General features: G+C 64.3%; 23 protein-coding genes and 1 riboswitch. Of the genes, 9 read left to right on the top strand and 14 right to left on the bottom strand.

Going from position 1 to position 24059, the window contains the following annotated elements; genetic code table 11:
- Nucleotides 1–80 precede the first annotated feature (80 nt).
- The gene (locus tag Q7S20_01470) at nt 81–680 is read right to left on the bottom strand and encodes a DUF4126 domain-containing protein (GenBank protein ID MDO8500495.1); all 600 of its coding nucleotides are present in this window, start codon (nt 678–680) and stop codon (nt 81–83) included.
- Between the two features lie 58 nt (nt 681–738).
- A complete protein-coding gene (locus tag Q7S20_01465) occupies nt 739–1608 on the bottom strand; it encodes a YdcF family protein (protein ID MDO8500494.1) in 870 nt (289 codons plus the stop codon).
- On the opposite strand from Q7S20_01465, the gene Q7S20_01460 reads away from it, so the two are divergent.
- The gene (locus Q7S20_01460) at nt 1607–2110 is read left to right on the top strand and encodes a hypothetical protein (protein MDO8500493.1); all 504 of its coding nucleotides are present in this window, start codon (nt 1607–1609) and stop codon (nt 2108–2110) included. The genes Q7S20_01465 and Q7S20_01460 overlap by 2 nt on opposite strands.
- Nucleotides 2111–2131: 21 nt before the next feature.
- Here the strand turns inward: Q7S20_01460 and Q7S20_01455 are convergent, their stop codons facing one another.
- The 5 genes from Q7S20_01455 to Q7S20_01435 form a co-directional block, all read right to left on the bottom strand.
- Nucleotides 2132–2470 carry a hypothetical protein gene (locus tag Q7S20_01455; GenBank protein MDO8500492.1) on the bottom strand — a complete coding sequence of 113 codons (339 nt, stop codon included), beginning with the start codon at nt 2468–2470 and terminating at the stop codon, nt 2132–2134.
- Nucleotide 2471: 1 nt separating this feature from the next.
- On the bottom strand, nt 2472–4961 hold the full coding sequence (locus Q7S20_01450; protein ID MDO8500491.1) for a penicillin acylase family protein: 2490 nt from the start codon (nt 4959–4961) through the stop codon (nt 2472–2474).
- A 12-nt stretch (nt 4962–4973) separates the two neighbouring features.
- The gene (locus Q7S20_01445) at nt 4974–5783 is read right to left on the bottom strand and encodes an SDR family oxidoreductase (GenBank protein MDO8500490.1); all 810 of its coding nucleotides are present in this window, start codon (nt 5781–5783) and stop codon (nt 4974–4976) included.
- 45 nt (nt 5784–5828) lie between these two features.
- Nucleotides 5829–6224, bottom strand: coding sequence for a hypothetical protein (locus Q7S20_01440; protein ID MDO8500489.1), 396 nt, complete (start codon nt 6222–6224; stop codon nt 5829–5831).
- A gap of 84 nt (nt 6225–6308) precedes the next feature.
- On the bottom strand, nt 6309–7358 hold the full coding sequence (locus tag Q7S20_01435) for a DUF882 domain-containing protein (protein MDO8500488.1): 1050 nt from the start codon (nt 7356–7358) through the stop codon (nt 6309–6311).
- An 11-nt stretch (nt 7359–7369) separates the two neighbouring features.
- Nucleotides 7370–7462: riboswitch (cyclic di-GMP riboswitch) on the bottom strand.
- A 320-nt stretch (nt 7463–7782) separates the two neighbouring features.
- On the opposite strand from Q7S20_01435, the gene Q7S20_01430 reads away from it, so the two are divergent.
- Genes Q7S20_01430 through Q7S20_01420 form a run of 3 tightly spaced genes read left to right on the top strand, consistent with a single transcriptional unit; the run spans nt 7783 to nt 10629 of the window.
- Nucleotides 7783–8937, top strand: coding sequence for a Re/Si-specific NAD(P)(+) transhydrogenase subunit alpha (locus tag Q7S20_01430; GenBank protein ID MDO8500487.1), 1155 nt, complete (start codon nt 7783–7785; stop codon nt 8935–8937).
- The gene (locus tag Q7S20_01425) at nt 8934–9236 is read left to right on the top strand and encodes an NAD(P) transhydrogenase subunit alpha (GenBank protein ID MDO8500486.1); all 303 of its coding nucleotides are present in this window, start codon (nt 8934–8936) and stop codon (nt 9234–9236) included. The genes Q7S20_01430 and Q7S20_01425 overlap by 4 nt, the downstream gene beginning before the upstream one ends.
- A complete protein-coding gene (locus tag Q7S20_01420) occupies nt 9229–10629 on the top strand; it encodes an NAD(P)(+) transhydrogenase (Re/Si-specific) subunit beta (protein MDO8500485.1) in 1401 nt (466 codons plus the stop codon). Before Q7S20_01425 ends, Q7S20_01420 begins: the two co-directional genes overlap by 8 nt.
- Here the strand turns inward: Q7S20_01420 and Q7S20_01415 are convergent.
- Nucleotides 10626–11558 (bottom strand): cation diffusion facilitator family transporter, encoded by a 933-nt coding sequence (locus Q7S20_01415; GenBank protein MDO8500484.1) that lies wholly within the window; start codon nt 11556–11558, stop codon nt 10626–10628. The genes Q7S20_01420 and Q7S20_01415 overlap by 4 nt on opposite strands.
- Before the next feature lie 140 nt (nt 11559–11698).
- Between Q7S20_01415 and Q7S20_01410 the strand changes: the two genes are divergently transcribed.
- Nucleotides 11699–12580: a serine/threonine-protein kinase gene (locus Q7S20_01410; GenBank protein ID MDO8500483.1), complete on the top strand. Its 882-nt coding sequence runs from the start codon at nt 11699–11701 to the stop codon at nt 12578–12580.
- Nucleotides 12581–12610: 30 nt separating this feature from the next.
- Here Q7S20_01410 and Q7S20_01405 read toward each other — a convergent pair whose 3' ends face one another.
- The 3 genes from Q7S20_01405 to Q7S20_01395 all read right to left on the bottom strand — a co-directional run bounded on the left by Q7S20_01405 (nt 12611) and on the right by Q7S20_01395 (nt 16190).
- Nucleotides 12611–13285, bottom strand: a complete 675-nt coding sequence (locus tag Q7S20_01405; GenBank protein MDO8500482.1) for a cytochrome c — start codon at nt 13283–13285, stop codon at nt 12611–12613.
- 400 nt (nt 13286–13685) lie between these two features.
- Nucleotides 13686–15674, bottom strand: coding sequence for an aconitate hydratase (locus tag Q7S20_01400; GenBank protein MDO8500481.1), 1989 nt, complete (start codon nt 15672–15674; stop codon nt 13686–13688).
- 243 nt (nt 15675–15917) lie between these two features.
- Nucleotides 15918–16190: a ferredoxin family protein gene (locus tag Q7S20_01395; GenBank protein MDO8500480.1), complete on the bottom strand. Its 273-nt coding sequence runs from the start codon at nt 16188–16190 to the stop codon at nt 15918–15920.
- 279 nt (nt 16191–16469) lie between these two features.
- On the opposite strand from Q7S20_01395, the gene Q7S20_01390 reads away from it, so the two are divergent.
- From Q7S20_01390 to Q7S20_01375, 4 genes are read left to right on the top strand one after another with little or no spacing between them, the layout of a single operon-like run.
- Nucleotides 16470–17258 carry a hypothetical protein gene (locus tag Q7S20_01390; protein ID MDO8500479.1) on the top strand — a complete coding sequence of 263 codons (789 nt, stop codon included), beginning with the start codon at nt 16470–16472 and terminating at the stop codon, nt 17256–17258.
- A 54-nt stretch (nt 17259–17312) separates the two neighbouring features.
- Nucleotides 17313–18563, top strand: coding sequence for a P-loop NTPase (locus Q7S20_01385; GenBank protein MDO8500478.1), 1251 nt, complete (start codon nt 17313–17315; stop codon nt 18561–18563).
- Complete coding sequence (locus Q7S20_01380; protein ID MDO8500477.1) at nt 18556–19182, top strand: NifU family protein; 627 nt, start codon at nt 18556–18558, stop codon at nt 19180–19182. Before Q7S20_01385 ends, Q7S20_01380 begins: the two co-directional genes overlap by 8 nt.
- Before the next feature lie 26 nt (nt 19183–19208).
- Complete coding sequence (locus Q7S20_01375) at nt 19209–20570, top strand: NAD(P)/FAD-dependent oxidoreductase (protein MDO8500476.1); 1362 nt, start codon at nt 19209–19211, stop codon at nt 20568–20570.
- 230 nt (nt 20571–20800) lie between these two features.
- On the opposite strand, the gene Q7S20_01370 is transcribed toward Q7S20_01375, so the two are convergent.
- From Q7S20_01370 to Q7S20_01360, 3 genes are read right to left on the bottom strand one after another with little or no spacing between them, the layout of a single operon-like run.
- Nucleotides 20801–21358 (bottom strand): ATP-binding protein, encoded by a 558-nt coding sequence (locus tag Q7S20_01370; GenBank protein MDO8500475.1) that lies wholly within the window; start codon nt 21356–21358, stop codon nt 20801–20803.
- A 6-nt stretch (nt 21359–21364) separates the two neighbouring features.
- A complete protein-coding gene (pnuC, locus tag Q7S20_01365) occupies nt 21365–21949 on the bottom strand; it encodes a nicotinamide riboside transporter PnuC (protein ID MDO8500474.1) in 585 nt (194 codons plus the stop codon).
- Nucleotide 21950: 1 nt separating this feature from the next.
- Nucleotides 21951–24050, bottom strand: coding sequence for a TonB-dependent receptor (locus Q7S20_01360; GenBank protein MDO8500473.1), 2100 nt, complete (start codon nt 24048–24050; stop codon nt 21951–21953).
- Nucleotides 24051–24059 lie beyond the last annotated feature (9 nt).

Here is a 24059-nt window from a genome sequence, read left to right as displayed (position 1 = left end):
AGGAATGCCCTCATAGTATTCACGAGGGCAGGCCCGCCCTCAGCGAGCCATAAATGTGCGCCCTCGAAGGACGCGGCGCACTATGCCGGGATTCCCCGCTTCCAGTCGCCGCGGAACAGGGAGCGCAGCGTCTTCATGATCCTGCGTACGACGAGGATGAGCAGAATGAGGACGAGGATCGCGACTGAGAGCGTCACGAAGGGATGGCTCCAGACGAACAGCGCGATAGACGATATCGTCGCGAGCTCGGCTACGTTCGCGAGGCCGTTGGTGACCGGCTCCGGAGATGTGTCCACCGCGTATCGCAGCCCGAGCTTCGTGCCGTGCGTGGTGAGCGCCAGTCCGCCACCAAGAAGTCCGGCCGCGACCACGAGAGGCGGACTCAGGTTGTACGTCGTTGCGACGGCCAGCAGCGCGGCGGCGGGTGGCCGAATCAGGCTCTGCACGGTCTCCCAGATGCTCGTCACTCCCGGCACCAGAGTGACCACGAACTCCATCATGTAGAGTACCGACGCGATACCGATTACCCAGACGCTGCTCACAGCATGGAGCGCGCCGGGCAGCGGATCGATCCATCCCGCGCGATCGGCGATACCGAGCACGGCGACCGTTGCCGGAAGATTGATTCCGGCGGCGAACGCGACACCTAGCGATTGTGCGAGTGTCGTAACTGAATTCATCGGGAGCTCCCGTCGAGATTCACACTACGTCCGTCCGATCGGCGCGGTTTCGGCCCGGTCACATCCAGCCCGACAGCCGGTATCGCAGCGTTCCGGCCAGTTCGTAGATCCACATCGCGAACGCATCCACGCGGTCCTCCGGCGACGACAACGTGCGAATGGCAATGTCGCGCGAGTCGGCGGGCACGCAAGCCACGATCAGTCCGACTTTCTCGAACGTGGCGCAGGCCCGGCGCGAATGATATGGCGACGTCACGACCACCATGCGGCGCCAGCCGCGCGCACGCGCGAGCGCCGCTACACCGAGCGCCTCGTCGCGTGTGCTCCTGGCCAGTCCCGCAGAGTACACTTCGGTCACTCCAGCCATCGCGATCAGCCGGCCCTGATCGGCCGAAGAAGTCACGACTTTACCGTCGATTCGCGTGACCTCGCGCGTCACCACCAGATTCGTGGCAACCCCCGATCTCACCAGCTCCAGCGCCTTACGGAGTCGGTCGGTGCCCTGCTGTGGTACAAAGCCGTCACCGGTCACGCCGGCCGAGAGCACCACGACTGCGTCCGCTGTGCGCGGAACCGGATCGGCGCGGATGAGACGGCGCGAGGGTCCGATCAGTCCCGTGTATGCGACGATGACGAGGATTGCAACGAGCCCGGCCGAAAGCCATAGCAGCGCACGCCGCCAGCGCGTCAATCCAAGTGCGGCTCCTGCAATCGCGGAAGGTATCAGTCCGGAAAAAGTGCCGATGCCGAAAATGTTCGGAGCGCCGAGACGCGCGATGATGTCCCAGCACGCGGCGCCGAGCACGAGGCCGGTAGCTGCGTGGACGATCACCCTCCCAAGTACGCTGGCCCGCGGATGTTGCCCCTCGTAAATTGACGCGGCGGGATCTGCCCGCAGTTTCTCACTCAATGTCGGGGATGTTGCCATGTCCAAATCTATGCTGCTTCAGGATCCTGGCATATCGCGGGACCAGCTGAGACAGGAGATTCGGGAGACCGTTCGCGATGCGCAGATCGCTGCCGAACAAGCGGCCAAAGAAGCCGCAAACGCGCGCGCTCAGAACGGGGTCGTGGTCATCCCCGCGCCGCCAACGCCCGGCATCCCGGGTACCATTGCTACTTCCTACCCCGACAACGTCATACCGCCGCAGGTAGAGTCGATCTCCATCGCCTTCTTCATCATGATCGCCGCGATCGTCATTGGCTGGCCGTTGATGCGCGCCTTCGCCCGGCGGATAGAGCGCGGCACGCCGGTGGCGGCGCCACTGCCGCCTGAGGTGCGGGATCAGCTGCAGCAGATCTCGCAGTCGGTGGATGCCATCGCGATCGAGGTCGAGCGCATCTCGGAGGGACAGAGATTCACCACGAAGATGCTCACCGAGCGCACGCCCGAGCGAACGATGCTCACGCCGGGCAACCCTCCGCGGTAGCGCAGCTCCGTCAGCGATCGTTCACACGGCGCGCCCGCGAAATCGCGGAGCCAGGGTCGCCGCGCTCCAGGCCAGCAGCGCGGGAAACACGAGAGTCAGCACGTAAAGCACCCCGGCCGGTACATGCATCACTACTCCGAGCTGCGACGCCATGAGTCCGACCGGCCCCCGTACGGCGTCCAGAAGAAGCAGCGTCGCCCATCCACCTGCGGCGCAGAGCGCGGCCATTCGCGCGCGGCCTGGATCGGTGGAAAACGCTGCCCAGAGAGCGGCGACGATCGGAACCGACCACCACCCCAGTCCGAACGTCGTAACGGCGAACGCCTCGGCCAGCAGAAGAGCCTTCACCAGATTGCGCATGTCACCTCGGCGTGAGAGTGAGCGTCGAGATTACGCGCTTCCGGTCAAGCTCCGCCGGAGTCCTCGGGAAGAGAACCGGATCGAGCTGGCCGAGTGCCCACCGCGACAGGCGATCGGTGTAGCGAGGGCTGGCGGGAGATCCGGACTGCCCGCCTGGATAGACGGCCCACGCGCGGACTTCGGGACCGAGCTCGACGACCATTCTCCAGCTTGCGCCCTGTGTGCCCGCGCCTCCCGAGGGGCTCAACGTGCCTGGACCACCCTGCACCGGAATTTTCAGCGCCGAAAATGCGGGAATACGAAGCAGATGATGAATGTTCGCCTGCCTCGTGTTCGACCAGAGCCATCCATCCGAGTCGGGCGCTCCCTTTTCATCCCTGATCTTTGTGTACGCAGCTTGGAGGCTGGCCGCAAGAATCGCATCGCGACCTTCCCGCGCCGGCGTGCGCCGGTCATCCCACCACGCATTGGCCGGGTCCTGCATCAGCTCGAGCAGCATCTGCGCTTCCGGAAAGCCGAAGCTGTCACCAGTGCTGCCCCTCTCCTTCATGTCGGGCTCTGTCAGCTCGTCCCACGTGCGTGCGGCAAGCTGCCGCATCGCCCCCTCGAAGAGAATGGCGCGGCGGCTCTCGCGGACGTAGAGCCGGTTCCACTCGCCGAGCAGCCGCGCGGCCTCGCGAAGATCGGCATCGGCTCTGCCGGCCGAGTCTTCGCGCGCGGCGGCAGCGAGAAAGCGCGGAACGAAAGCGTCGGCGCGCGCGCTGCCAGGATTGGTCTGGAACCGGCGCATGTCATCGGGTGTGACAGCGCTGTCTGCGCGCAGCAGAGCATTGATCTGCATCGCCCGCCATGGCGAATACCAATCCGATCCCATGTAGCTGAGATTGTGTCGCGGATCCACAGGCTGCTGGTTCGCGGAAGCGAGAAAGCCCTGCGGCGGATTCATGGCGAACGGATACTTGTCGAGCGGCAGCGAGCCGGTCCAGTCACTTGCTGATTTCGAGCCGTCGCGCATAACGTCGCCGCGCCCGTCGCCAGGCCGAATGGGATAAGTCCCCGACGACCGGACCGCGATGTTGCCGGCGCGATCCGCCACCATGCCGTTCTGCGTGGGCACCACGTAGTCGCGCATGAAATAGAGCCATTCGCTCACCGTGCCGGCGTAACCGAGCGAAAGGAAGTTGTCGAGCTCATGCGACGGCTCGTATGCAGTCCATCGCATTGACAGCCACTCCCCCATCTGCTTTCGCATCGGCCCGCGGTGCGTGAAGTAGAGCGTGTCGGTGGCGAGAGCAGCGCCTTTCGCGTCGAGGTATCGCTCGATTCTCTTCTCCAGCGGCCGCCATTGCCCGTCCACCTCGTAGCGCGACGGATGCGTTGTGTCGTCCACCGTTTCCATGTAGAAGTCGTTTACATCGGATCCCGTATTGGTGAAGGTCCAGGCAACGTTCCTGTTGAATCCGATCACGACTCCGGGAACTCCCGGAAATCCGACGCCCGCAACGTCGAGCTTGCCGGGCACCACGATGTGCATCTCATACCAGACCGACGGCAGCGTGAGATCGAGATGTGGATCTCCTGCCAGCAAAGCATTCCCCGCGGACGCGCGCGAAGGCGATACCGCCCAGTTGTTGCTGCCAATCGCGTCCTGAGTTTCGGTGTGCTTTCCCAATCCGAGTGCCACGAGAAGTTGCTCGCGCACCTGCACCGCAGACGCCGCCGCTCGATCTGGAGCGCCAGGCGACGGGAGCACAGCGAAATCGAATCGCGGTGCGCGCGTCCCGTTCGGTTGAACGGGCTCCTGGATAGCGCTGTTCACTGGAAACAGCGCGTCCGCGGCTGTCTTCCCGACGAGCGCCTGGGCGCGGAGCCTGCGCATCGTCGCGTCATTCATCGCCAGCGTGAGCGACATGCGGGCCAGAAAGTACATCGAATGGATTGGCTCCCACTTGATCGGCCGGGCATTGAGAAGCCGGTACTCAATCGGCAGATCGCGCGACCGCATCTGCGCGATCCACGTGTTCACGCCGGCCGCATAAGCCTCGAGCGCCTGGTAGCCGGGCGACGAGCGGTCATAACTCGCGAATTTCTTCTCGGCTCCCCACGCCAGTCCAAGGGCGCGGCTCTCCCTGTCAATCTCGAGCGCCTTCGGGCCAGCCCACTCGGTAAGCCTGCCGGCGGTGGCACGCGTCTGCGCCTCCATCTGGAAAAGGCGATCGCGCGCAACCACGTATCCGAGAGCGCGGTACGCGTCAACCTCGCTCGCGGCGAAAATGTGGGGTACGCCACGATCATCGAATAACACCTGCACCGGTCCGGCGAGTCCGGGTACGGATGCGCTCTGTCTCGCGGGGAAGGTCGTTGCCGCCGCGCCAGCCCACGCTCCGTTCGCCGGATCCAGCAGCCGACCGAGCGGGGGCACCGACCCGGTGGACCGGAATCCCACGAACAGCAGCGCAGCGAGCAATGCGACGGCGATACCGGTCCGCATCAGGGAGCCTTGCTAACGACCGCGCTTGATCGCGCGCTCGGCCATTCGATCGACTCTTCCGGGCGCTATCGCCTTCAGCAGGAGCCCGATGCGCGCCATCCGCGTCATGACGATCTCGCGGCGCCGTGCTGCGGCCGCGTCGATGATCTGTCGCGCGCATTCCTCGACACTCATGACTGCGTGCTTTGCCACCGGACGCGTGCCCAGCAACTTGCCATCGGGACCGAGCGCCCGCTTGGCGATGTCGGTGGCGACGAATCCTGGGTAGATGACCGAGACGCTGACTCCGTCACGCTTGAGCTCGATTCGCAGCGAGTCGAAGAATCCCGCCATGGCGTGCTTCGTACCGGCGTACAGCGTCCGCGTCGGGACTCCGTTCCTGCCGGTGAGACTCGAGATCGCTACGAGGCGACCCTTCGACTTCTTAAGATGCGGAAGCGCGTACCAGGTGCAGTAGACGCTTCCGAAGTAGTTGATGCTCGTGATGCGCTCGACAGCTTCGATGTCGCTCAGCTCATCGAAGCGGGCATGCATGCTGATGCCGGCGTTGTTAATCAGCGTGTCCAACCGACCGAATTGCGTGACAGCAGCAGCGATGAGGTGACGGCACTGGTCTTTGTCGGCGACGTCGGTGGGAACGGCAATCGCCCGCGCGCCGAGTGCGCGACAGCTTTCGGCGGCAGCGTCGAGCAGCGCCGGATTCCGGGCGGCAAGAACGAGCGCGGCGCCACGTCCAGCCAGCTGTCGCGCGACCTCGAGCCCGATGCCTGCCGAGGCACCGGTGATGACCGTTACGTTGTCGCGGAAGACGTCGTGTGCCATGCGCGCTGCCATGCGCGCCGAAGATAGGCGGCGCGCCAGAGAACGCTAGTGATTCTTCGTTTTCCCCTGCTGCCTGTCGGTCGCCTGCGCGATCTCGCGCGCGAGCGCGTCGAGAACGGCCTGCAGCGTTTCGGCCTGCTGGGTGATCACGACCTGCGCCGCGGTCACGGCGTTCTTCGCGACCTTCAGAGCCGCGACCCTGACCGCGGGATCCTCAGTCACCTTTCTCACTGCTTCCCGCACGGCGATGGCAAGCTGGTCGGCCGCTTTCTGCACGTCGGCTATCGTCACCGAATCCCCTGCGATGCCACTGTCGGGCTTCGCGATCACCGACGACTTCACTGCCGGGGCTTGCTGAGCTGCGGCAGTCGTGGCGGCACCCGTCCAGATGGACGCGATGACGATGCCGGAGAAGAGGATCGAGCGATGGGTTCTGGTCATTGGAGTAGGCCGCTGGAGAATAAAGGGAGCGTCGCTGCTTTTTTCGACAAGTCCGGCAGCCGGATGGTTGCCACGGCCGCGCTCCTATTTCGACGCGAGCTTCTTCGACCTGCTGCTCTTCCGCGACGCTGTGGACTTCCTGGAGTGGCGCGCCGATCGGCGGCTCGATGCAACGCGTGCGCCGTTGGTCCAGCGAGCGCGCGATCCCCGAACGTCAATGTGCGCAAACGGCCCATGTGACCCGTTGGAGTGATAGAGTCCCGTTCCACCCAGGAGGTCTGGATAACGGCTCTCGACTCTCTCGACTGCGGCGAGGATCACGCGGGAATCGCGGACGTTGACGCGGCCGTCGCGGTTGAGATCATCCATCCGTCCGTCGTGATTGCTGTCAATGACGATGTCCGCCGCGTCGCCGAACTGATGGCGGCTGTCGCGCGCCCTGCCGCTCTCGTCTCCGAGAGCCATGTTGTACTGCGGGGTGCGGAAACCCGAGAGAACCTCCACGTTGCGGGCGGGGACCCCGTGGTCCTCGAGGTCCTGGATGACCAGCTCGAGCTTGTCGATCAGCGACTCGCGCAATACGAGGTACTTGGGCCAGACTTCGTGCTGATCGTGTGTGAGAAAATCGCGCAGGCGGAAGTGCTCGGAGATTCGCGTGTCCTGATTCTCCTGCGTGACCTCGATGAATCCTTCCGGATTCTCGTAGGCCTCCGACCTCAGCCGGCCTTTTTCCTCCGGCCAGAAGCCGACCCGATACGTTCCGACCGATCCCGCGATCTTGTCCCGGAACGACTTCATGGTGATGAGCGAGAATCGTCCGATATGGCTGGCGCCGGCGATCTCCTGAATGCCAGGTAATATTCTTGCCGTGTAATTGAGGTTCCCGGCGAGAATAGGGATCTGCAGGGAGCGCGGCGGAGCCACGAAACGCGCCAGGAGCTTGCCGCTCTGCCCCGCGAGGTTGCCGATGACCGCCCGGAGACTGGTGCTGTCCACGACAGCGAGCCTTGCCAGGGCGGCGACGTCAGGATTCACTGAAACCTGAGCGTATGCCGCAACCGGAGCTGATGCGCCGACTGCCACGAGTGAGATGATTGCGGCGCTTCTTCGTCCGCGACGACCGAGAGCTTTCATATCCAGGCCTCTTCGGTAGCCCGACGAGCGTGGCGGGAGAGAGATCCCGCTTTAGCCTCGTGGCTTTGCGTCGCCGCCTTTCGACGGGTTTGCCGGAATATCAATTGTGCCCGACGCGTATCTGCCGGGAAAAGGGAGTGTAACATATGGACTACTCAGCCTGGATCTGGTCACAACGCCGACATACCGGCCAAACACGGACGAACGCGCAACATAACCCCGGAACCGGGGACACAACAGAAAGATCTGTACACGGAATGGCTCAGCTACCCGAAAAGCCGACGAAGGGTTCCACCGGCGGGGGGACCAGCGCCTGCGGACCGCACTAAGGCACGCGCCGGGTCACAGCGCCGCATGGAACGCCTGCGCGAAGTATCTTTTTCACCGCTGGAACTGAACGCGGAATCGAACAGCGAGATAATGAATGCGTGTAGCGGTACCAACTGAGATCGTCCCCGGCGAAAAGCGAGTTGCGCTGGCTCCTGAAGTAATTCCACAACTGTTGAAGCTGGGTCACACGGTGGCGATTCAGTCCGGAGCCGGCACCCGGGCGGGATTCACGGACGATGCCTATGCGGCGGCCGGCGCAACGATCGAAGCGGACGCCAGAAGCACATACTCCGGCGCCGACATGTTGCTCAAGGTTCAGAGGCCGGCAATCGGGCCTTCCGGCAACGAGCTCGATCTTCTGTCGAGCGGATCCGTTCTCATCGGACTTCTTCAGCCATCCGGCGACCCTTCCATCTTCGGGAGTCTCGCGCGGCTTGGCGTCACCGCGTGCAGCATGGAGCTCGTCCCGCGAACGTCGCGCGCCCAGATGATGGACGCACTGTCGTCGCAAAGCACGGTCGCCGGATACAAGGCGGTGCTGCTGGCAGCGAATGCCCTCCAGAAATTCTTTCCGATGCTGATGACCGCGGCGGGTACGGTTCGTCCCGCGCGCGTTCTCGTCATCGGAGCGGGCGTCGCCGGGCTTCAGGCGATCGCCACGGCGCGACGCATCGGCGCGGTCGTCGAGGCGTTCGACACCCGCCCTGTGGTGAAGGAACAGGTGCAAAGCCTCGGCGCCAAGTTTATCGAGTTGAACTTCGGCTCGCAGAACGCAGAGGATGCGGGCGGATACGCCACGGAACTCGCCGAAGAGCATATCCGGCGCGAGAAGGAGCTCATTCACGAGCACGCGCGCAATGCAGATGTGGTGATTACGACCGCGCTCGTACCCGGCAGGCGCGCGCCGCTGCTCGTCACCGCCGAGACGGTCGCGGCGATGAAGCCGGGCTCGGTAATCGTGGATCTCGCCGGCGAACAGGGCGGCAACTGCGAGCTGACGGAGCCCGGAGAGACGGTCGAACGACATGGCGTCACGATCATCGCGCCGCTTCACATCGCCAGCGACCTCGCCTATCACGCCAGCCAGATGTACGCGAAGAATGTTGCCGCACTCGTCACGCTGATGACCACCAACGGAAATCTCAATCTCGACATGAACGACGATATTATCTCAGCGGTGTGCGTGACCGCGAACGGACAGGTGCGCAACGCGGCGATCGCCAGCCGTCTCGAGGAGGCAGCACAATGAGCATGGAACTCGTGCTCGGAGTCTACGTCTTCATTCTCGCGATGTTCGTGGGGTTCGAGGTGATCTCGCGGGTGCCTTCCGTGCTGCATACACCCCTGATGTCGGCTACCAACGCGATTCACGGAATCGTGCTGCTCGGCGCAATGCTCGTCGCCGGTGCGGCGGACACGACGCTGCTCAAGGCCCTCGGCTTCATCGCCGTCGTGTTCGGCGCGGCGAACGTGTTCGGCGGTTTCGTCGTCACCGACCGGATGCTCGAGATGTTCCGCAAACGCCCCGGAGACGGCCGCGATGCTTGATGTACGCGAATCGCTCATCGCCGCGGCGTACATCGTCTCGGCCGTGTTCTTCATCTTCGGGCTGAAGCGGCTCAGCTCTCCGGCAACGGCTCGCTCCGGAAACCAGCTGGCCGCGTTCGGAATGGTGGTCGCTCTTGCGGTGACGCTTCTCGACCGGCAGATCCTTTCGTTCTGGATCATCGGTGCCGGCATCCTCCTCGGCGCCGCGATTGGCACGTGGTTCGCCCGCACCGTTCAGATGACCGCGATGCCGCAGATGGTCGCGCTGTTCAATGGAATGGGCGGCGCCACGGCGGCGCTGGTCTCGGTCGCGGAGTACATCCGGCTGGCGGGAAATGCCGAGCCGATAGGCTCGGGCGAGACGTCGTCCATCGTGCTTGGCACGATCATCGGCGCCGTATCGTTCACGGGAAGTCTCATCGCCTTCGGGAAGCTGCAGGAGCTCCTGTCGGGGAAGCCGCTGCAGTTTCCGCTGCAGCGACTGCTCAACGGTCTTCTGGTGCTGGCGATGATCGCGCTCGGCGTGTCCATCGTGCTTGGCACGTCCGGCGCCACCGGCTTGTGGGGACTGTTCGCCCTGGCGCTTCTTCTCGGAGCGCTCTTCGTGCTGCCCATCGGCGGCGGAGACATGCCGGTCGTCATTTCGATTCTCAATTCGCTGACGGGCCTCGCGGCGGCTCTCACCGGATTCGTTCTGCACAACCAGATGCTCGTCGTCGCGGGAGTTCTCGTCGGCGCGTCGGGCACGCTCCTCACGCTTCTCATGAGCAGAGCGATGAATCGTTCCGTGGCGAACGTTCTCTTTGGAGCATTTGGAGCGGCGCCGGCGGCCGGAGCGGCGGCAGCCGACACGGCGCAGCGACAGGTCCGTTCCACCACTGCCGAGGATACGGCTATCGCCCTTGCCTATGCGCGAACCGTCGTCATCGTGCCCGGCTACGGATTGGCTGTCGCGGAAGCACAGCACACCGTTCGCGAGCTCGCAACCGATCTCGAGAAGCGCGGTGTGGACGTGAAGTACGCAATCCATCCGGTCGCGGGCCGCATGCCCGGCCACATGAATGTCCTGCTGGCCGAAGCGAACGTACCCTACGATCAGTTGCTGGAGATGGACCAGGTGAACGGCGAGTTCGCGCAGACCGACGTCGTGCTCGTCGTCGGCGCCAACGACGTCGTAAATCCCGCCGCACGCGACGATCCGTCCAGCCCCATCTACGGCATGCCGATTCTCGACGTGGACAAGGCGCGCAACATCATCGTTCTCAAGCGCAGCATGGGGCACGGCTTCGCCGGCATCGAGAACGCTCTCTTCTATCACGAGAAAACGCGCATGCTCTTCGGCGATGCGCGCCAGTCGTTGACACAGGTGAGTCAGGCGCTCAAGACGGTTTAGCCGGATCCATCGAACGGCTCCATGTGCACGAGCACGCCGAACACCCGCGGCACGCTTGCACGGATGGCGCTCTTCACCGCCCCGCTCAGCCCGTGCGCATCGTGCAGCGACATTTGCGGGTTGGCCTGGACATGGATGTCCACGTAATAGACCAGCCCTGCCTTTCGCGCGGAGAGCTTCTCCACGGCGAGAACGCCACTCACGGCGGCCGCGGCATTTCGCACCGGCTCAATTATCTCGCCGCCCGGTGTGCGGTCCATCAGATCGTACACCGCCGGCCTGGCGAGACGGAGGCCGTTGTAGAAGATGATCGCTGACGCGAACAGAGCCGCCCAGTCATCGGCCTGCTCCCAGCCCGCGCCGCCCCACAATGCGATCGAGATTCCGACGAAAGCCGCCGCCGAGGTGATCGCGTCGCTGAGATGATGCCATGCGTCGGCCTTGCCGGCAGTACTTCCCGCCTCTTCCCCCGTAGCCGCCACTCGCCTGAACAGCACGTACTTCACGAGGAGCACGGCGACGAGAACGAGGAGCGTCCACGGTGCGGGGGTCTTGTGCGGAGTCCGGATCTCGCGAACCGCCACGAACGCGATTCCCACCGCGGCCGCAAGCAGCATGATCGCAACGAACGCTGCGGCGACCGACTCCGCCTTTCCATATCCGAACGGATAGTCTTCGTCGGGATCACGGGTCGCGACGCTAAGCCCGCCCCAAACCACCAGCGATGCGAAGATGTCGCCAGTGGACTCGACCGCGTCGGCGACGAGCGCGTAGGTATTTCCGACGAGGCCCGCGACGAGTTTCACCAGCGCCAGCACCGCGTTGACGAGCATGCCGATCTGCGCGGCCCTGATCACCCGTGAGCCGGATTCGCTCACAGAGGCTTGATGTCGCACCGGCTGGATCCGGTCCGCTGGTAGTCTTGCCATGCGCGGAATCTACGCCGCTGGTGCGTGCGTTGCCCTCCTTCGCGCCGAAACCGGTACGCGGTTGCGTGGCCGGCCGCGGGTTCGGTAATATGGGACCATAGCGGACCTCTGCCGCGCCAGCCTACGCTTTCGCTGAATCAATGAACCCACGACATCCAGCAGAGCAGAGCGCGACCTCGGACGCAGCCGTCCCGCAACGAGACATGCTGGGCGAGTACTACCGCATAGACCGCGAGCTGGGCCAGGGCGGCATGGCGACCGTGTATCTCTGCACCGATCTGCGAACCGGGCAACACGCAGCCGTCAAGCTTCTCCGGCCCAAGCTGGGAAACGTCATCACACGCGAGAGATTTTTCAGGGAGATCAGATTCGCCGCCGCGCTCGAGCATCCTCGCATTCCGCGGGTCCTCGAGACAGGTGTCTCAAAAGGGCTTCCTTTCTACGCAATGACATACGTGGAGGGAGAATCGCTGCGGCAGCGGCTCGACCGCGAGCCGCCCCTGGAAGTGGGCGAATCACTGCGCATCGCCCGCGAGGTCACGATACCGCTGAGCTACGGACACGCGCGCGGAATCATCCACCGCGACATCAAGCCGGAGAACATTCTGCTGAGCGGTCGAGAAGTCTACATCCTCGACTTCGGCGTCGCGCGGGCGATCATCGGATCGGCGGATGATACGCTCACGCGCACCGGCATCACGGTCGGCACGCCGGCGTACATGAGTCCGGAACAGGTGCGGGCCGACCGCGCCCTCGACCGGCGGAGCGACATCTACTCGCTCGGCTGCGTGCTCTACGAGATGTTGTCGGGTGCGCCTCCATTCCGCGGGGCGACTCCGTATCTGCTGATGGCGAGTCGCTTCACGACGCCACCGCAGCCGCTGCGGGCAATGCGCGCGGACGTACCGGAGTCGGTCGAGCGGGCGATCGCGAAAGCGATGGCGCTCGTGCCGGAGCATCGCTGGCAGTCCGCTGAACAATTTTCGGCGGCGCTCGATGATTCCACGCCGGCTGCCAACTGACGACAAACCCCGCCGGCTCCGCTGCTATTCCTATTGGCCGAACGACCTGATGTAGGCGGCCACCGCGACCATCTGGTCGTGCGACAGCTTGTCCTTGAACGACTTCATTCCTTCGGATTTTCCGTTCGTCAGCACTGTCACCACCGAATCGACGGAGCGCTTGGCGAAGAACGCTGCATCGAACGCCGCGATCTTCGGGAACTTCGCCGCCATTGACTTGGGAGGAACGCCCCGTACCCCGTGGCATTTCCGGCAGTCTGCCTCATACAGAGTCTTGCCTTGCGCTACCTGGCCAGTCGCGACCGGCAGAGTGATCGGTTCAGTCCTGGCAGCCCTTGCCGCCTCCGCTCGCTTCAACGAGTCCAGCCTGGCAACTCTTATCGCCTCGGCCATTGCCTGCGCCCGTTTGATTGAATCTGCTCGTGCTGCCGCCGCCGCTGCCGCACTACTCTGAACGGTTTGGCCACCCTCTTTCTTCGGCTGATCCACTTTCTTGATTGGCGCTTGCGGCCCTGGCTTTGCTTGAGGCTCTGCAGCAGTTGCCGGTTCGGTAATTGGTTCCACGGACTTAGTCACGCTCTCCGCCGGCGCCTTGATCTGGCTTTCTGTGGTATCATTGCCCGCGTCCTTTCCGGCTGGCTGGCACCCAGACACACCGGTGCCGGCTAACGCTGACAATACCAATACATGAATGAACATCTTCATATCGTGACCAGCTCCTATTTTCAAGAAGGTTTTTTTGTTGCTCTTGGCTCATGGGTTGTCTGATTGCCTCTCGTCCTGCGCCTCTTTGCTTTACTACGGACAGGGTGGGATTCGAACCCACGGTACGCTATAAACGTACACACACTTTCCAGCTTGAAAGTAAGGCCACGGATTCGGACAATCTGAGAACGTAGCAGCGACCTCCGAGAAGTGAAACTACGCTTCCCAAAGTGCCTCGTCGAATTGGGGTAAAGAGCAGCGGCGCGGAACGCCGGTTCAATCCATATGATGGTGTTTGGCAGATCACGGTTGCAGTCTATGGCACAGCCACATACCCACAAATCCGACGACTGAACCGTCACAGGATCGAATCTTCCTGCACAATAAATCCGCGTGGGCCCTACCTGACTTCCTTACGATCGCCGGCGTCACGCGCTCTCCGCTCGCGCAGCCACGGAATGAGACCACCCACAAGGAGCATGTCGACCTGCCGCGTCGAGAGACCGTTCCGCACGGCGTAGACCTCATCGCGGGTCACGTTGCGCACGGCGATCTCCGTCCCGGCCACGAGCGCCTCGCGGATGCCGGCCAGCACAAGCACGTCGCCCTGCTGAATGCGATCGTGATCGGCCGCATCCGCGAACTCGAGCGCGAGCACCCCGAAATTGGCCAGGTTCTGCCAGTGAATTCGCGCGAACGACACGGCCAGCACCGCGCGCAATCCGAGGAAGCGTGGGGTGATCGCGGCGTGCTCTCGCGAGGATCCCTGCCCATAGTTGGCACCGGCGACCACAATGTGACCCGACGTGTCGCGGGTTTCCGCGGCGCGAGCAGGGTAGGTTTCGTCGATCTGCTCGAAGGTGAATTCGGCGAGCTTCGGGATGTTGCTGCGATAGGGCAAAACGCGCGCACCGGCCGGCAGGATCTCGTCTGTCGAAATGTCGTCGCCCACGACCAGGGCAACCGGTGCCTCGATGCGATCGGCGAGCGGCCCGAAGACCGGCACCGAGGAGATGTTTTCGCCCTTAACCAGTTGCACTTCGGAGGCCTCCTCCAGCGGCAGCGGCTCCTCGAGCATCGTCAGGTTCACGCTCGACACTGCGGGCAGTTCGAGCTCCGGGTACTCCAGGCCAAGGAGTTTCGGCAAGTCTCGCGGGTCGGTGATCATTCCGGTGAGTGCGGCCGCCGCCGCCGTCTCGGGCGAGCACAGGTAGACCGAGTCTTCCCTGGTACCCGAGCGACCCGGAAAGTTGCGCGGCATTGTGCGCAGGCTGTTGCGTCCGTTCGCCGGAGCCTGACCCATGCCGATGCAGCCCATGCATCCAGATTGATGCAGCCGGGCGCCCGCGCCGATCAAATCGAAAGTGGCGCCCATTTTAGTCAGGTCCTGCAGTATCTGACGCGTGCTTGGATTGACGTCGAAGGACAGGCCGGGGTGGGACTGCCGTCCCTTGGTGATTGCGGCGACAATCGCGAAGTCGCGCAGCCCGGGATTCGCGGATGACCCGATCACGACCTGCTCGACCGGCCGGCCGGCGACCTCTCGCACCGGCACGACGTTGCCTGGCGAACTGGGGAGCGCGATGAGCGGCTCGATCGTGGAGAGGTCGATCTCCTCGGTCACATCGTACGCTGCATCCGCATCCGCGAGCAGTTCGATGAAGTCGCCTTCGCGCTGTTCTGAGCGCAGGAAAGCTCGCACCTGATCGTCAGCCGGGAAAACCGTGGTGGTCGCTCCCAGTTCCGCGCCCATATTGGCGATCACATGCCGATCCATCGCGGTGAGAGTCGCGAGGCCAGGACCGTAGTACTCGATGATCCGATTCATGCCACCGTGGACGCCGTGGCGGCGCAGCATTTCGAGAATGACATCCTTGGCGCTCGTCCAGGGCGGCAACTGCCCAGTGAGCCGCACGCCCCAAATTTCGGGCATCCTGATGTAGAGCGGTTCGCCGGCGATTGCCAGGGCCACCTCTGTGCCCCCCACGCCGATGGCCAGCATCCCGAGCGAGCCCGCGGCCGGGGTGTGGCTGTCCGAGCCAACCATGGTCTTGCCCGGAATACCAAACCGCTGCATGTGCGTCGGATGCGACACCCCATTGCCGGCCTTCGAGAACCACAGACCGAACCGACGGGACGCTGAGCGGAGAAAGTCATGGTCCTCCGCGTTCTTGCTGTCGGCCTGCAAGAGGTTGTGGTCGACGTACTGCACGGATAGTTCCGTGCGTGCGCGATCGAGTCCCAGCGCCTCCAGCTCGAGCATGACAAGAGTTCCGGTCGCGTCCTGGGTCAGGGTCTGGTCAATGCGCAAGCCGATTTCTGTCCCCGGTACCATCTGCCCCACAACCAAGTGGGAGGCGATGAGTTTCTGGGCGACGTTGAATGACACGGCGAGTCTCCTTAGTCGATAGCGCTGCGATCACACCTTCGCCCGTGACGAATCGCCCCCCGGGACATTCCGCTCATCCTCAACGTAGCCACTCATAGCGCTGGGACAAACACTCCCTGGGAGACACAGCCTCTGTACCGGATGCCTGTTGCCTGATATCAATACCTGCGGGAGGGTTGATTCGTTGCCTCAGATGAAAACCTCCGGAAAGGCGGAGCGTTTCAGGGCTAGTTAATCGTGGGCTTACCCTCCGCCGCCCCGCCCCACTTCCCGGGCTTCACCGCCTTCAAAGTAGGCATAGTTCTTTTGTGTGTAGCTCGCCCACTTCTCGGGTACATCTTCTTCAGGGAAGATCGCGGTTACCGGGCACTCAGGCTCGCACGCGCCGCAGTCGATGCACTCATCCGGGTGAATGTAGAGCTGGTCCGGCCCTTCGTAGATACAGTCCACCGGACACACATCCACGCACGCTCTATCCTTCACGCCGATACAGGACTCGGCAATGATATACGTCATTATTGCTCCATGGCGCCAGCCTAATCCGCTCCCGGTTCGATCCGGCGGGTTCGCACTAGGTAGCTCCCTCTAAGATGTCAACTTGGATGTCGTCGCCGTGGACAACAACCGTGTACGCAGGCACGCTCTGCCCCGCTGGGGGCCCACGACCCGCCCAGTCCTGCGACCTGATCAGTTCGCCCCATCGATGGCTAACCGCGCTCGCCCTCTTGCGGAATATCCCCGCTCTCACGGAGCGTCCTGCGACGTAGACCTTGGGTGAACAGAAGAGACCCTCGCGTGAACTCGGTCAGACGCGCATCGTCGACTCTCGGCTTGAACGCTTCGCTCATGAACTTCTGCTTCCCTCCGGCCCTCGCCCGACTCCACGATTATTCGGTAGGCGCACCGGCGGTCGCCACTCAGCATGTGCTCGATCCGCTCGACGGTGACGCGGTCACCGAGGACCTCACGGAAGAGCGTCAGCTCGCCGCCGCAGAGCTTCGGGCAGAACTGCGCTGCCTTGGAGATCGCGCAGTGGTTTTCTACGAGCTCGATCGCTCCATTCCGGACGCGCCTGCACTCGGCCATGTAGCCTTCCTCGCGTCGGATCCTCGCAAGGGCGGCCACGCGTTCCTCGAGCGGCCGGTCCCGGCTGGGCATCCGCGCGCGATAGCTTTCCACCTGCTTCCGCGTCCTCTCGGCGGTCAGGCGTTCCAGGCCTTCTTCCCCGAAGGTGCTCTGAATCGCCTCGAGCATGTCGACCGCGAGCTCCGCGTGGGAGTCCGGGAATCGATCGTTGGCGTTGGCCGTGACTTGCCATACGCGTGCGGGCCGACCGACCTTCCGCCGCTCATCCGTGAAGTCGACCAACCCCTCTCCTTGAAGGACGGAGAGGTGCTGGCGGACAGCCATGGCCGTAACGTCCAGCCGTTTCCCCACCCGCGCTGCGGTCTGGGGCCCGTGCGTCTTAAGCTGGAAGAGGACACGGTCCCGACCGGAACCGGGAGTTTCAGGGTTCATGCTGGCAACCTGCATGTGGGTCTCCATTTTAGCAAGTTTACAAAGTATATAGTTTACAAAGAGTAAGTAAGCTGACTATTTTCTGAACAGAGCAATCGCCCTGTTAATTGGAGCTGAGCCATGCAGTCCACCGGTCCGAACCATGACACCGCGCCGAGCGCGTCGTCCCAGCCTTCCGCCGGTCGTGAAAAGTTGCCGGGCATCAAGCACATCATCGCGGTGGCCAGCGGCAAGGGCGGCGTAGGCAAGTCCACTGTCAGCGTCAATCTCGCCCTCGCGCTCCAACAAGCCGGCTATCGCGTCGGGCTGCTTGACGCGGACATCCTGGGCCCGAGCATCCCCGTCATGCTGGGACTTCCCACCGGCGAGCAGCCCGAGACGACCGCGGACCAGAAGATCGTCCCCGCGCAACGATACGGCCTGAAGGTGATATCGATGGGCATGCTCACCGGGGACGACAGCCCGGCCATCTTGCGCGGACCGATGGTGGGCAAGTACCTGAAAATGTTCATCGGCTCCGTGCAGTGGGGACAGCTGGACTATTTGATTTTCGACTTCCCGCCCGGGACTGGTGACACGCAACTGACTTTGGCCCAGAGCGTTCCGCTGTCCGGCGCGATCGTCGTGACGACGCCGCAGGATGTGAGCCTCAAGATCGCCCGCCGCGGGCTGCGTGCGTTCGAGACCCTGAATGTCGCCATCCTCGGCATCATCGAGAACATGAGCACCTTCACCTGCCCGCACTGTGGACAGGACACGGACATCTTCCGGCGTGGCGGCGGCGAGCGGATGAGTAGCGAGCTCGGCGTCCCATTTCTGGGTGCCATTCCGCTCGATGCCGACATCGTCACGGGTGGGGACGAGGGGCATCCGATCGTGGCCAACAAGGCGAGCTCGGTCGCAGCCAAGGCTTATGTCGCGATCGCGACGGAGCTTGCCAGTCGACTCGAGGCGCTTCCAACGACGGCGCTTGGAGCATTCGTCTGGAACTGGGAAACGAACGAGGGTGAGCCGGCCTGGATGGACCGCTCGGTCCGGCCGATGGGATCTGCAACCACCCCCGTCGGTTTCCGTCGGCGAGATCCGCGCACGTTGTCTGTGCTCTGGGAGGACGGGCGCAGTGACGACTTCGACGTCCGCGACCTTCGACTGGCATGCCCGTGCGCCCTCTGCGTCGAGGAAATGAGCGGACGGCCGCTCCTCAATCCAAAGAGCGTAATGCCGGACGTGGCCCCGCATGCGATCACCAGCGCAGGCAATTACGCCATCATATTCCGCTGGAACGACGGCCACAGTACCGGGATCTACTCGCTGAAGCACCTGCGGGCCCTGGCTGAGCGCTTCGCAGCCAAGGTGGTGGAAGATGTTTGATGTCCTGCCTCTCGACCCGACGATCACGATCCGCGCCATATCTTCCGTCGCCGATCCCGACACGTGCAAGTTCACTGTAAGCCAGATGGTACAACCGGGCGGTCCCTTCTTCTTCCACGCCAAGGAATTGGCCGCTAGTTCACCCCTCGCCGAACAGTTGTTCGCGCTTCCCGGCGTCGCCAACGTGCTCATTACCGAGAACGTCGTGACGGTCGGGAAGGACTCAGTCGCCTCGTGGTCCGCACTGAAATCGGCAATCGGAACGGTCATCCGAGCGCAGCTCCTCACAGACGTACCGGCCATCCTCGCGGCCCCTCGCACCGCAGGTGCGTCGGGGCGCACCGACGCCGAGGTTCGCACGGTTATTCAGGAACTCCTGGACCTGCAAGTCAACCGTGCCATCGCGGCCCACGGCGGGAAAATTTCCATTGTCGACGTGAAGGACGGCAACCTCTTTGTCACCATGAGTGGCGGGTGCCAGGGATGCGCGGCCTCGCAACTCACGCTGCGACGCGGGTTCGAGGTTAAGGTGCGCAGGGTTGCACCGGAGATCGTGGACATCGTCGACATGACGGACCACGAGGCCGGGAAGAAACCCTTCTACCAAAACACCGGCTGATGGAGGCATAGATCATAGAGGACGTCATGGACCCTTTTGCGCGCGCCGACATCGTCATCATCGGCGGCGGCTTCGGCGGGATGAATGCCGCCATGGCCCTGGATCTCCGACTCAGACGGGGCCTCAAGATCGAGGTCACCCTCATCAGCCGCAGCAATTTCTTTCTCTTTACCCCTCTGCTCGCGGAGGTCGCGGCCTCCCTCGTGGAGTCTCGACACGCCGTGAGCCCGATCCGCCGCATGCTGAGCCGGGTTCGGTTCATCGAGGGCACGGTCCAGACAGTGGATCCGGTGCGGCGAACTGTAGGCTTCGTCGACCAGAACGACCATTCTCGGCTGCTCTCCTACCAACATTGTGTGCTCGCCTCTGGCAGCGTCACGGAGTTCTTCGGGATCCCGGGGCTCGCGGAAAACGCGTTGACCCTGAAGACCCTGGGGGACGCCATTCGCATTCGGAATCGCATTATCGACCTGCTGGAGCGGGCCGCGCTTCTCTCAAAAGAGGAGCGCCGGGCGCTCCTGACTTTCGTCGCGGTGGGCGGGGGGTTGAACGGGACCGAGATCGTGGGCGAACTCCACGACTTCGTTCTCAAGGCGCTCGAGGACTATCCAGCGCTCGACCCCGGGGAGATCCGCATGGTCCTGATCGAGATGAGCGATCGGCTCGCGCAGGAGCTGCCCTCTGAGGTCAGCACTTACGCGCAGCGGGACCTCGAGTCCCGGGGCATCGAGGTCTGGCTTGGGGCGCGCGTCACGGGGTACCAGTTCGGCCGCGTCCGCGTTCACGACGGGCGAGAGCTGAACGCCGGTACGCTCATCTGGACGGCCGGTGTCCGGCCATCGCCTCTCATCCGCGCAGTCGAATTGTCGCACCCGGAGCGCACCGACCACCGGCTCCCCGTGAACGAGTATCTTCAAGTGCGGGGGTACGAGACGCTGTGGGCCGTCGGGGACTGTGCCCTGATTCCGGATCCGAGCGGAGGCTATCAGCCGCCCACGGCGCAGCATGCGGTGCGTCAGGGCCGGCATGTGGCTCGCAACCTCGTGGCGGCACTCACGGAACGAAAGCTGGAGCCCCACCATTATCGCGGCGTCGGGATGCTCGCGACTCTGGGGCGCCACCGGGGAGTGGGCCGAGTCTTCGGCGTCACGCTGACAGGGTTTCTTGCCTGGTTTGCCTGGCGGACCTACTACTTGTTTATGCTCCCACTTTGGGAACGACGCTTCCGTGTGGCCTTCGATTGGACCCTCGACCTTCTCTTCCCGCCAGACATCGTCGAGCTGAAAGTGGAACCGCTCCAGACGGGCCGGGAAGCGTTGACCGCCGGCTCAGTACCGGCGGAAAGGGCCGTGGACAAGGGCTCTTGGCTCGATGGTAGAACAAAGTGATTTGCCAGCAGTTTCGGTCCGAGATGCCGGGTCGGCTTTGACCTCTAAACCTGGAGACGGCGCACAGGATGTACCAGCCCGCGCGCGTTCTGGCGTTCGCCCGAGCTGTGCCGATGCCGCGTGAGACCGCCACCGGATGCCGGGCGGACAGGCGCTCCGCATCGAGTGGGCGACGGTGAGCGCCAGCGCTCCATTCACGATCGGCCGGTGGCCTCGGGTGGGGTGACGCCTCACGCCTCGCTCGGCGTCCGGCCGACGCCGAGCAAGGCGACGGCATCGCGAGCGCGCTCCCAGCGAGTCGCCCAATCGCCGCGGATGATCGCCCTCCTGGCATCCTGTGCGGCCAGCGCGCGTCGGAACAGGTCGAACATCGCCGCGCGGTTTTCCGGCCGGTCACGCGCGCCATCCGGCACCCAGGGGACGTCGACGTCGCAGAGCAGATAGAGGTCAGCACGCCGTTCACGCTGAGCGCGCACGATCCAGGCGGGCACCGCGCCGTAATAGTGGCGCGCGTAGACGACGGTGCTGATCAGGTCCGTATCGAGCACGAGCACCGTCGCCCCGCGCGCGCGCACCCGCTCGACCGCACCGTCGGCGAGCTCGATGTGCTCGCGCGCGATGGGCGACACATCCGAGGCGAGCAGCTCACTTCCCTTTCGTACGGCGTACCGGCGCGACGCCTCCGGCACCCATTCGGTGTCCAGCCACTCGGCGAGACGCCGCGCGAGCGTCGTCTTGCCTGTCGACTCCGGGCCGGTGACGCAGACAAGAACGAGAGGGTGCAGCACGCCGCGTCAGGCCGCCGCTCGGGCGGCGGCCGACGCGACGGTCATCGAGCGGCGCCACTCGCCGTAGCCACGCACCGCGAGCGCGAGAAACACTGCGTAGAGGGCAGAGGTGAGGTACAACCCCTTGTAGATGAACATCCCGACGTACAGCACATCCACAACGCTCCAGACGAGCCAGTTCTCCAGCTTCTTCCTCGTCATCATCCACTGCCCGACGAGGCTGGTGCTCGAGAGAGCCGAGTCCATGAACGGGAGCGACGCGTCGGTCGCCCGGTGCAGCAGGGTGCCGAGCAGCACCGATCCGGCCACAGCGATGAGCGCGAGCAGGGCACCGAGCCGCGGGCCCGTGCGCGTGACGTGAAGCTCCGTACGGTTCTCCCCGCCATGGAGCCACTCGTACCAGCCGTAGACCGACAGCGCCGCGTAGACCACCTGCAGCCCCATGTCGGCGTAGAGCTTCGCCTCGTAGAAGACGATCGCGTACAGCACGACGTTCACGATGGCGGTCGGCCAGCTCCAGATGACCTGCCGGATGCTGAGCCAGACACTGATGGCGCCAATCGCCGCGGCGAAGAGCTCGAGCGGACTCAGGTTAGAACACGAGCCGGGCGTTGACCGTCAGATTTCTCGGCGCGAGCGTGTAGTAGTACGGCTCCATCGCCGACCGGTCGGCGCCGTCCATGGCGGGTCCGGGATAGCCGCCGGTGTAGACGCGCCGGTCCAACACGTTGCGGAGCTGCACGAGCACCGAATGCCGCGCGAGGCGGAGCGTGATGCCGGCGTCGGCGTACCAGCTCGCCGGCACCACGAACCGCGCGTCGTTCGTGTTGGTGAGCATCATGCGGGATGAATAGCGCCCATCAACGTCGAGCGAGAGCCACGAGGCGAGGTCGCTGCGAATGCCGTGGCCACTGGTGAATTTCGGCGTGAGCAGCGCGGTGACGTCGTGGAACAGCTCGCCCGTCGCCTCGTCGCGATAGTCCTGGATGCGCGCGTCTGTGAGGGACGCGGTCGCCAGGACGGTGAGGCGCGGCATCGCCCGCCAGGTCAGATCGCCTTCCATGCCGCGGCGCACGCTCCGCGCGACGTTCTTGCGCAGGACGTAGCCGATCTCGTTGATCTCGCCGATCGGCGCGATCTCGTCGCGGAACTGCATCAGGAAGAGGTTGGCCTGCGCCTGCAGCCTGCCTCCCTGCCAGGTGACACCGGTCTCGACGTCGCGCACCGATTCCGGATGCACGCGGGTCAACGGCAGCACCGAGCGCGCGGTGACGCTGTCCACGTCGTCGGCACCGGCAAACATGTCGGCGCGCGTCGGCTCCCGCCCGTTGATGCCCGCGCTGGCGTACGCGACGAGCCGATCGCTGACGCGCACGCTCACCCCCGCCTTCGGATTGAGAAACGACCACCGCACCGACGCCGGCGAGACACCCGAGCTCTCCGTCGGCTGGTAGCGGAATTGCGAGAGACGCAGCTGCAGGTCGCCGAACAGCGTCGTCCGTCCGCGGGTGACCGAGCCCTTGGCAAAGGCGCTCTGCTCGCCCTTGTAGCCGACGTTGCTGTACAGACGGGTCTCGAGACCGGGACGCGTGTACAGCCAGTGCTCGCGGTGATAGCGCGCGAGGTGAAGGCCGAACGACGCGGTGGCCGCCTCGCCGGTCCAGTCAAGCGCACTGATGATGCCCCCCCAGCGCGAGTGGAGATTGTAGTTGTACGCGTCGCCGAGACCGGTGATGCCGGGAACGTCGTACCAGCCGCCGGCGTCGAACCCGTAGGCGGTAGTGGCGAGGCTGAGCGACGCCGACAGCGCGTGCGTCCACGCCACGCTGGCGAGATCCTGGTGAAAGCGATCGCCGACCGCGCTCGCCGGGCTGTTGCCGTATGGGTTGTCGCGCTGGTTCTGGCGCAGCACCGAGAGCGGCGACGCGAGGTAGGCCTGCTCGTTGGACGAGATTCCGGCGAGCACCGTGGCCTTCACGATGTCGCGCGCGCCGAACCATCCGCCGCTCGCGAACGTACTGCGCGAGCGGTTGCCGGAGTTGAAGCGATAGCCGTCCGTCCGCTGGCCCGAGGCACGCACATATCCAGCGAAGCCACTCGGCGTGAGCCCCGACTGCAGGGTGGCACTGAGCCGGGAAGTGCCATAGGCACCCCGGGTGAGCTGCAGCTCGCCGCCGGGCGCGACGCTCGCGACCGGCACGGACTGAAAGTTCACCGATCCGGCGTACGAGGCGACGCCATGCGTGCTCGAGCCGACACCGCGCTGAATTTGCACCGATGCGATGCTGTTCGCGAAGTCGGGGAAGTTGGAGAAGAAGAGTCCCTGGTCCTCCGGCTCGTTCAGCGGAACGCCGTCGAGCGTGATGTTGATGCGCGTCTGGTCGATCCCGCGCAGTCGCATGTACGAGTAGTTGGATGCCGACCCGCTCTCCGAGTAGGCGGTGATGCCGGGCGCGGCCTGCAGGAGAATCGGCGTCTCCTGTCCCGCGTAGCGGCGCTGAATGTCGGCGCGTTCCAGCGTCTTCTCGGAGATCAGCGCGGAGCCGCCGCGAATCGCGGTGACCTGAACCGACTCCAGCCGCTGCGCGCGGCGGGCGCGCAGCGAGTCGGCGGCGAGCGAGTCGGTGCGCGCGTGGGTGGTGTCGGCGGGAGAGGCCGCCTGAAGGGCGAGGATGAGTGCGAGTGCCAGCACGAGCGCTCC

Source organism: Gemmatimonadaceae bacterium (assembly GCA_030647905.1).
Classification (GTDB): Bacteria; Gemmatimonadota; Gemmatimonadetes; order Gemmatimonadales; family Gemmatimonadaceae; genus UBA4720.
This window is presented reverse-complemented; position numbering and strand designations above follow the sequence as displayed.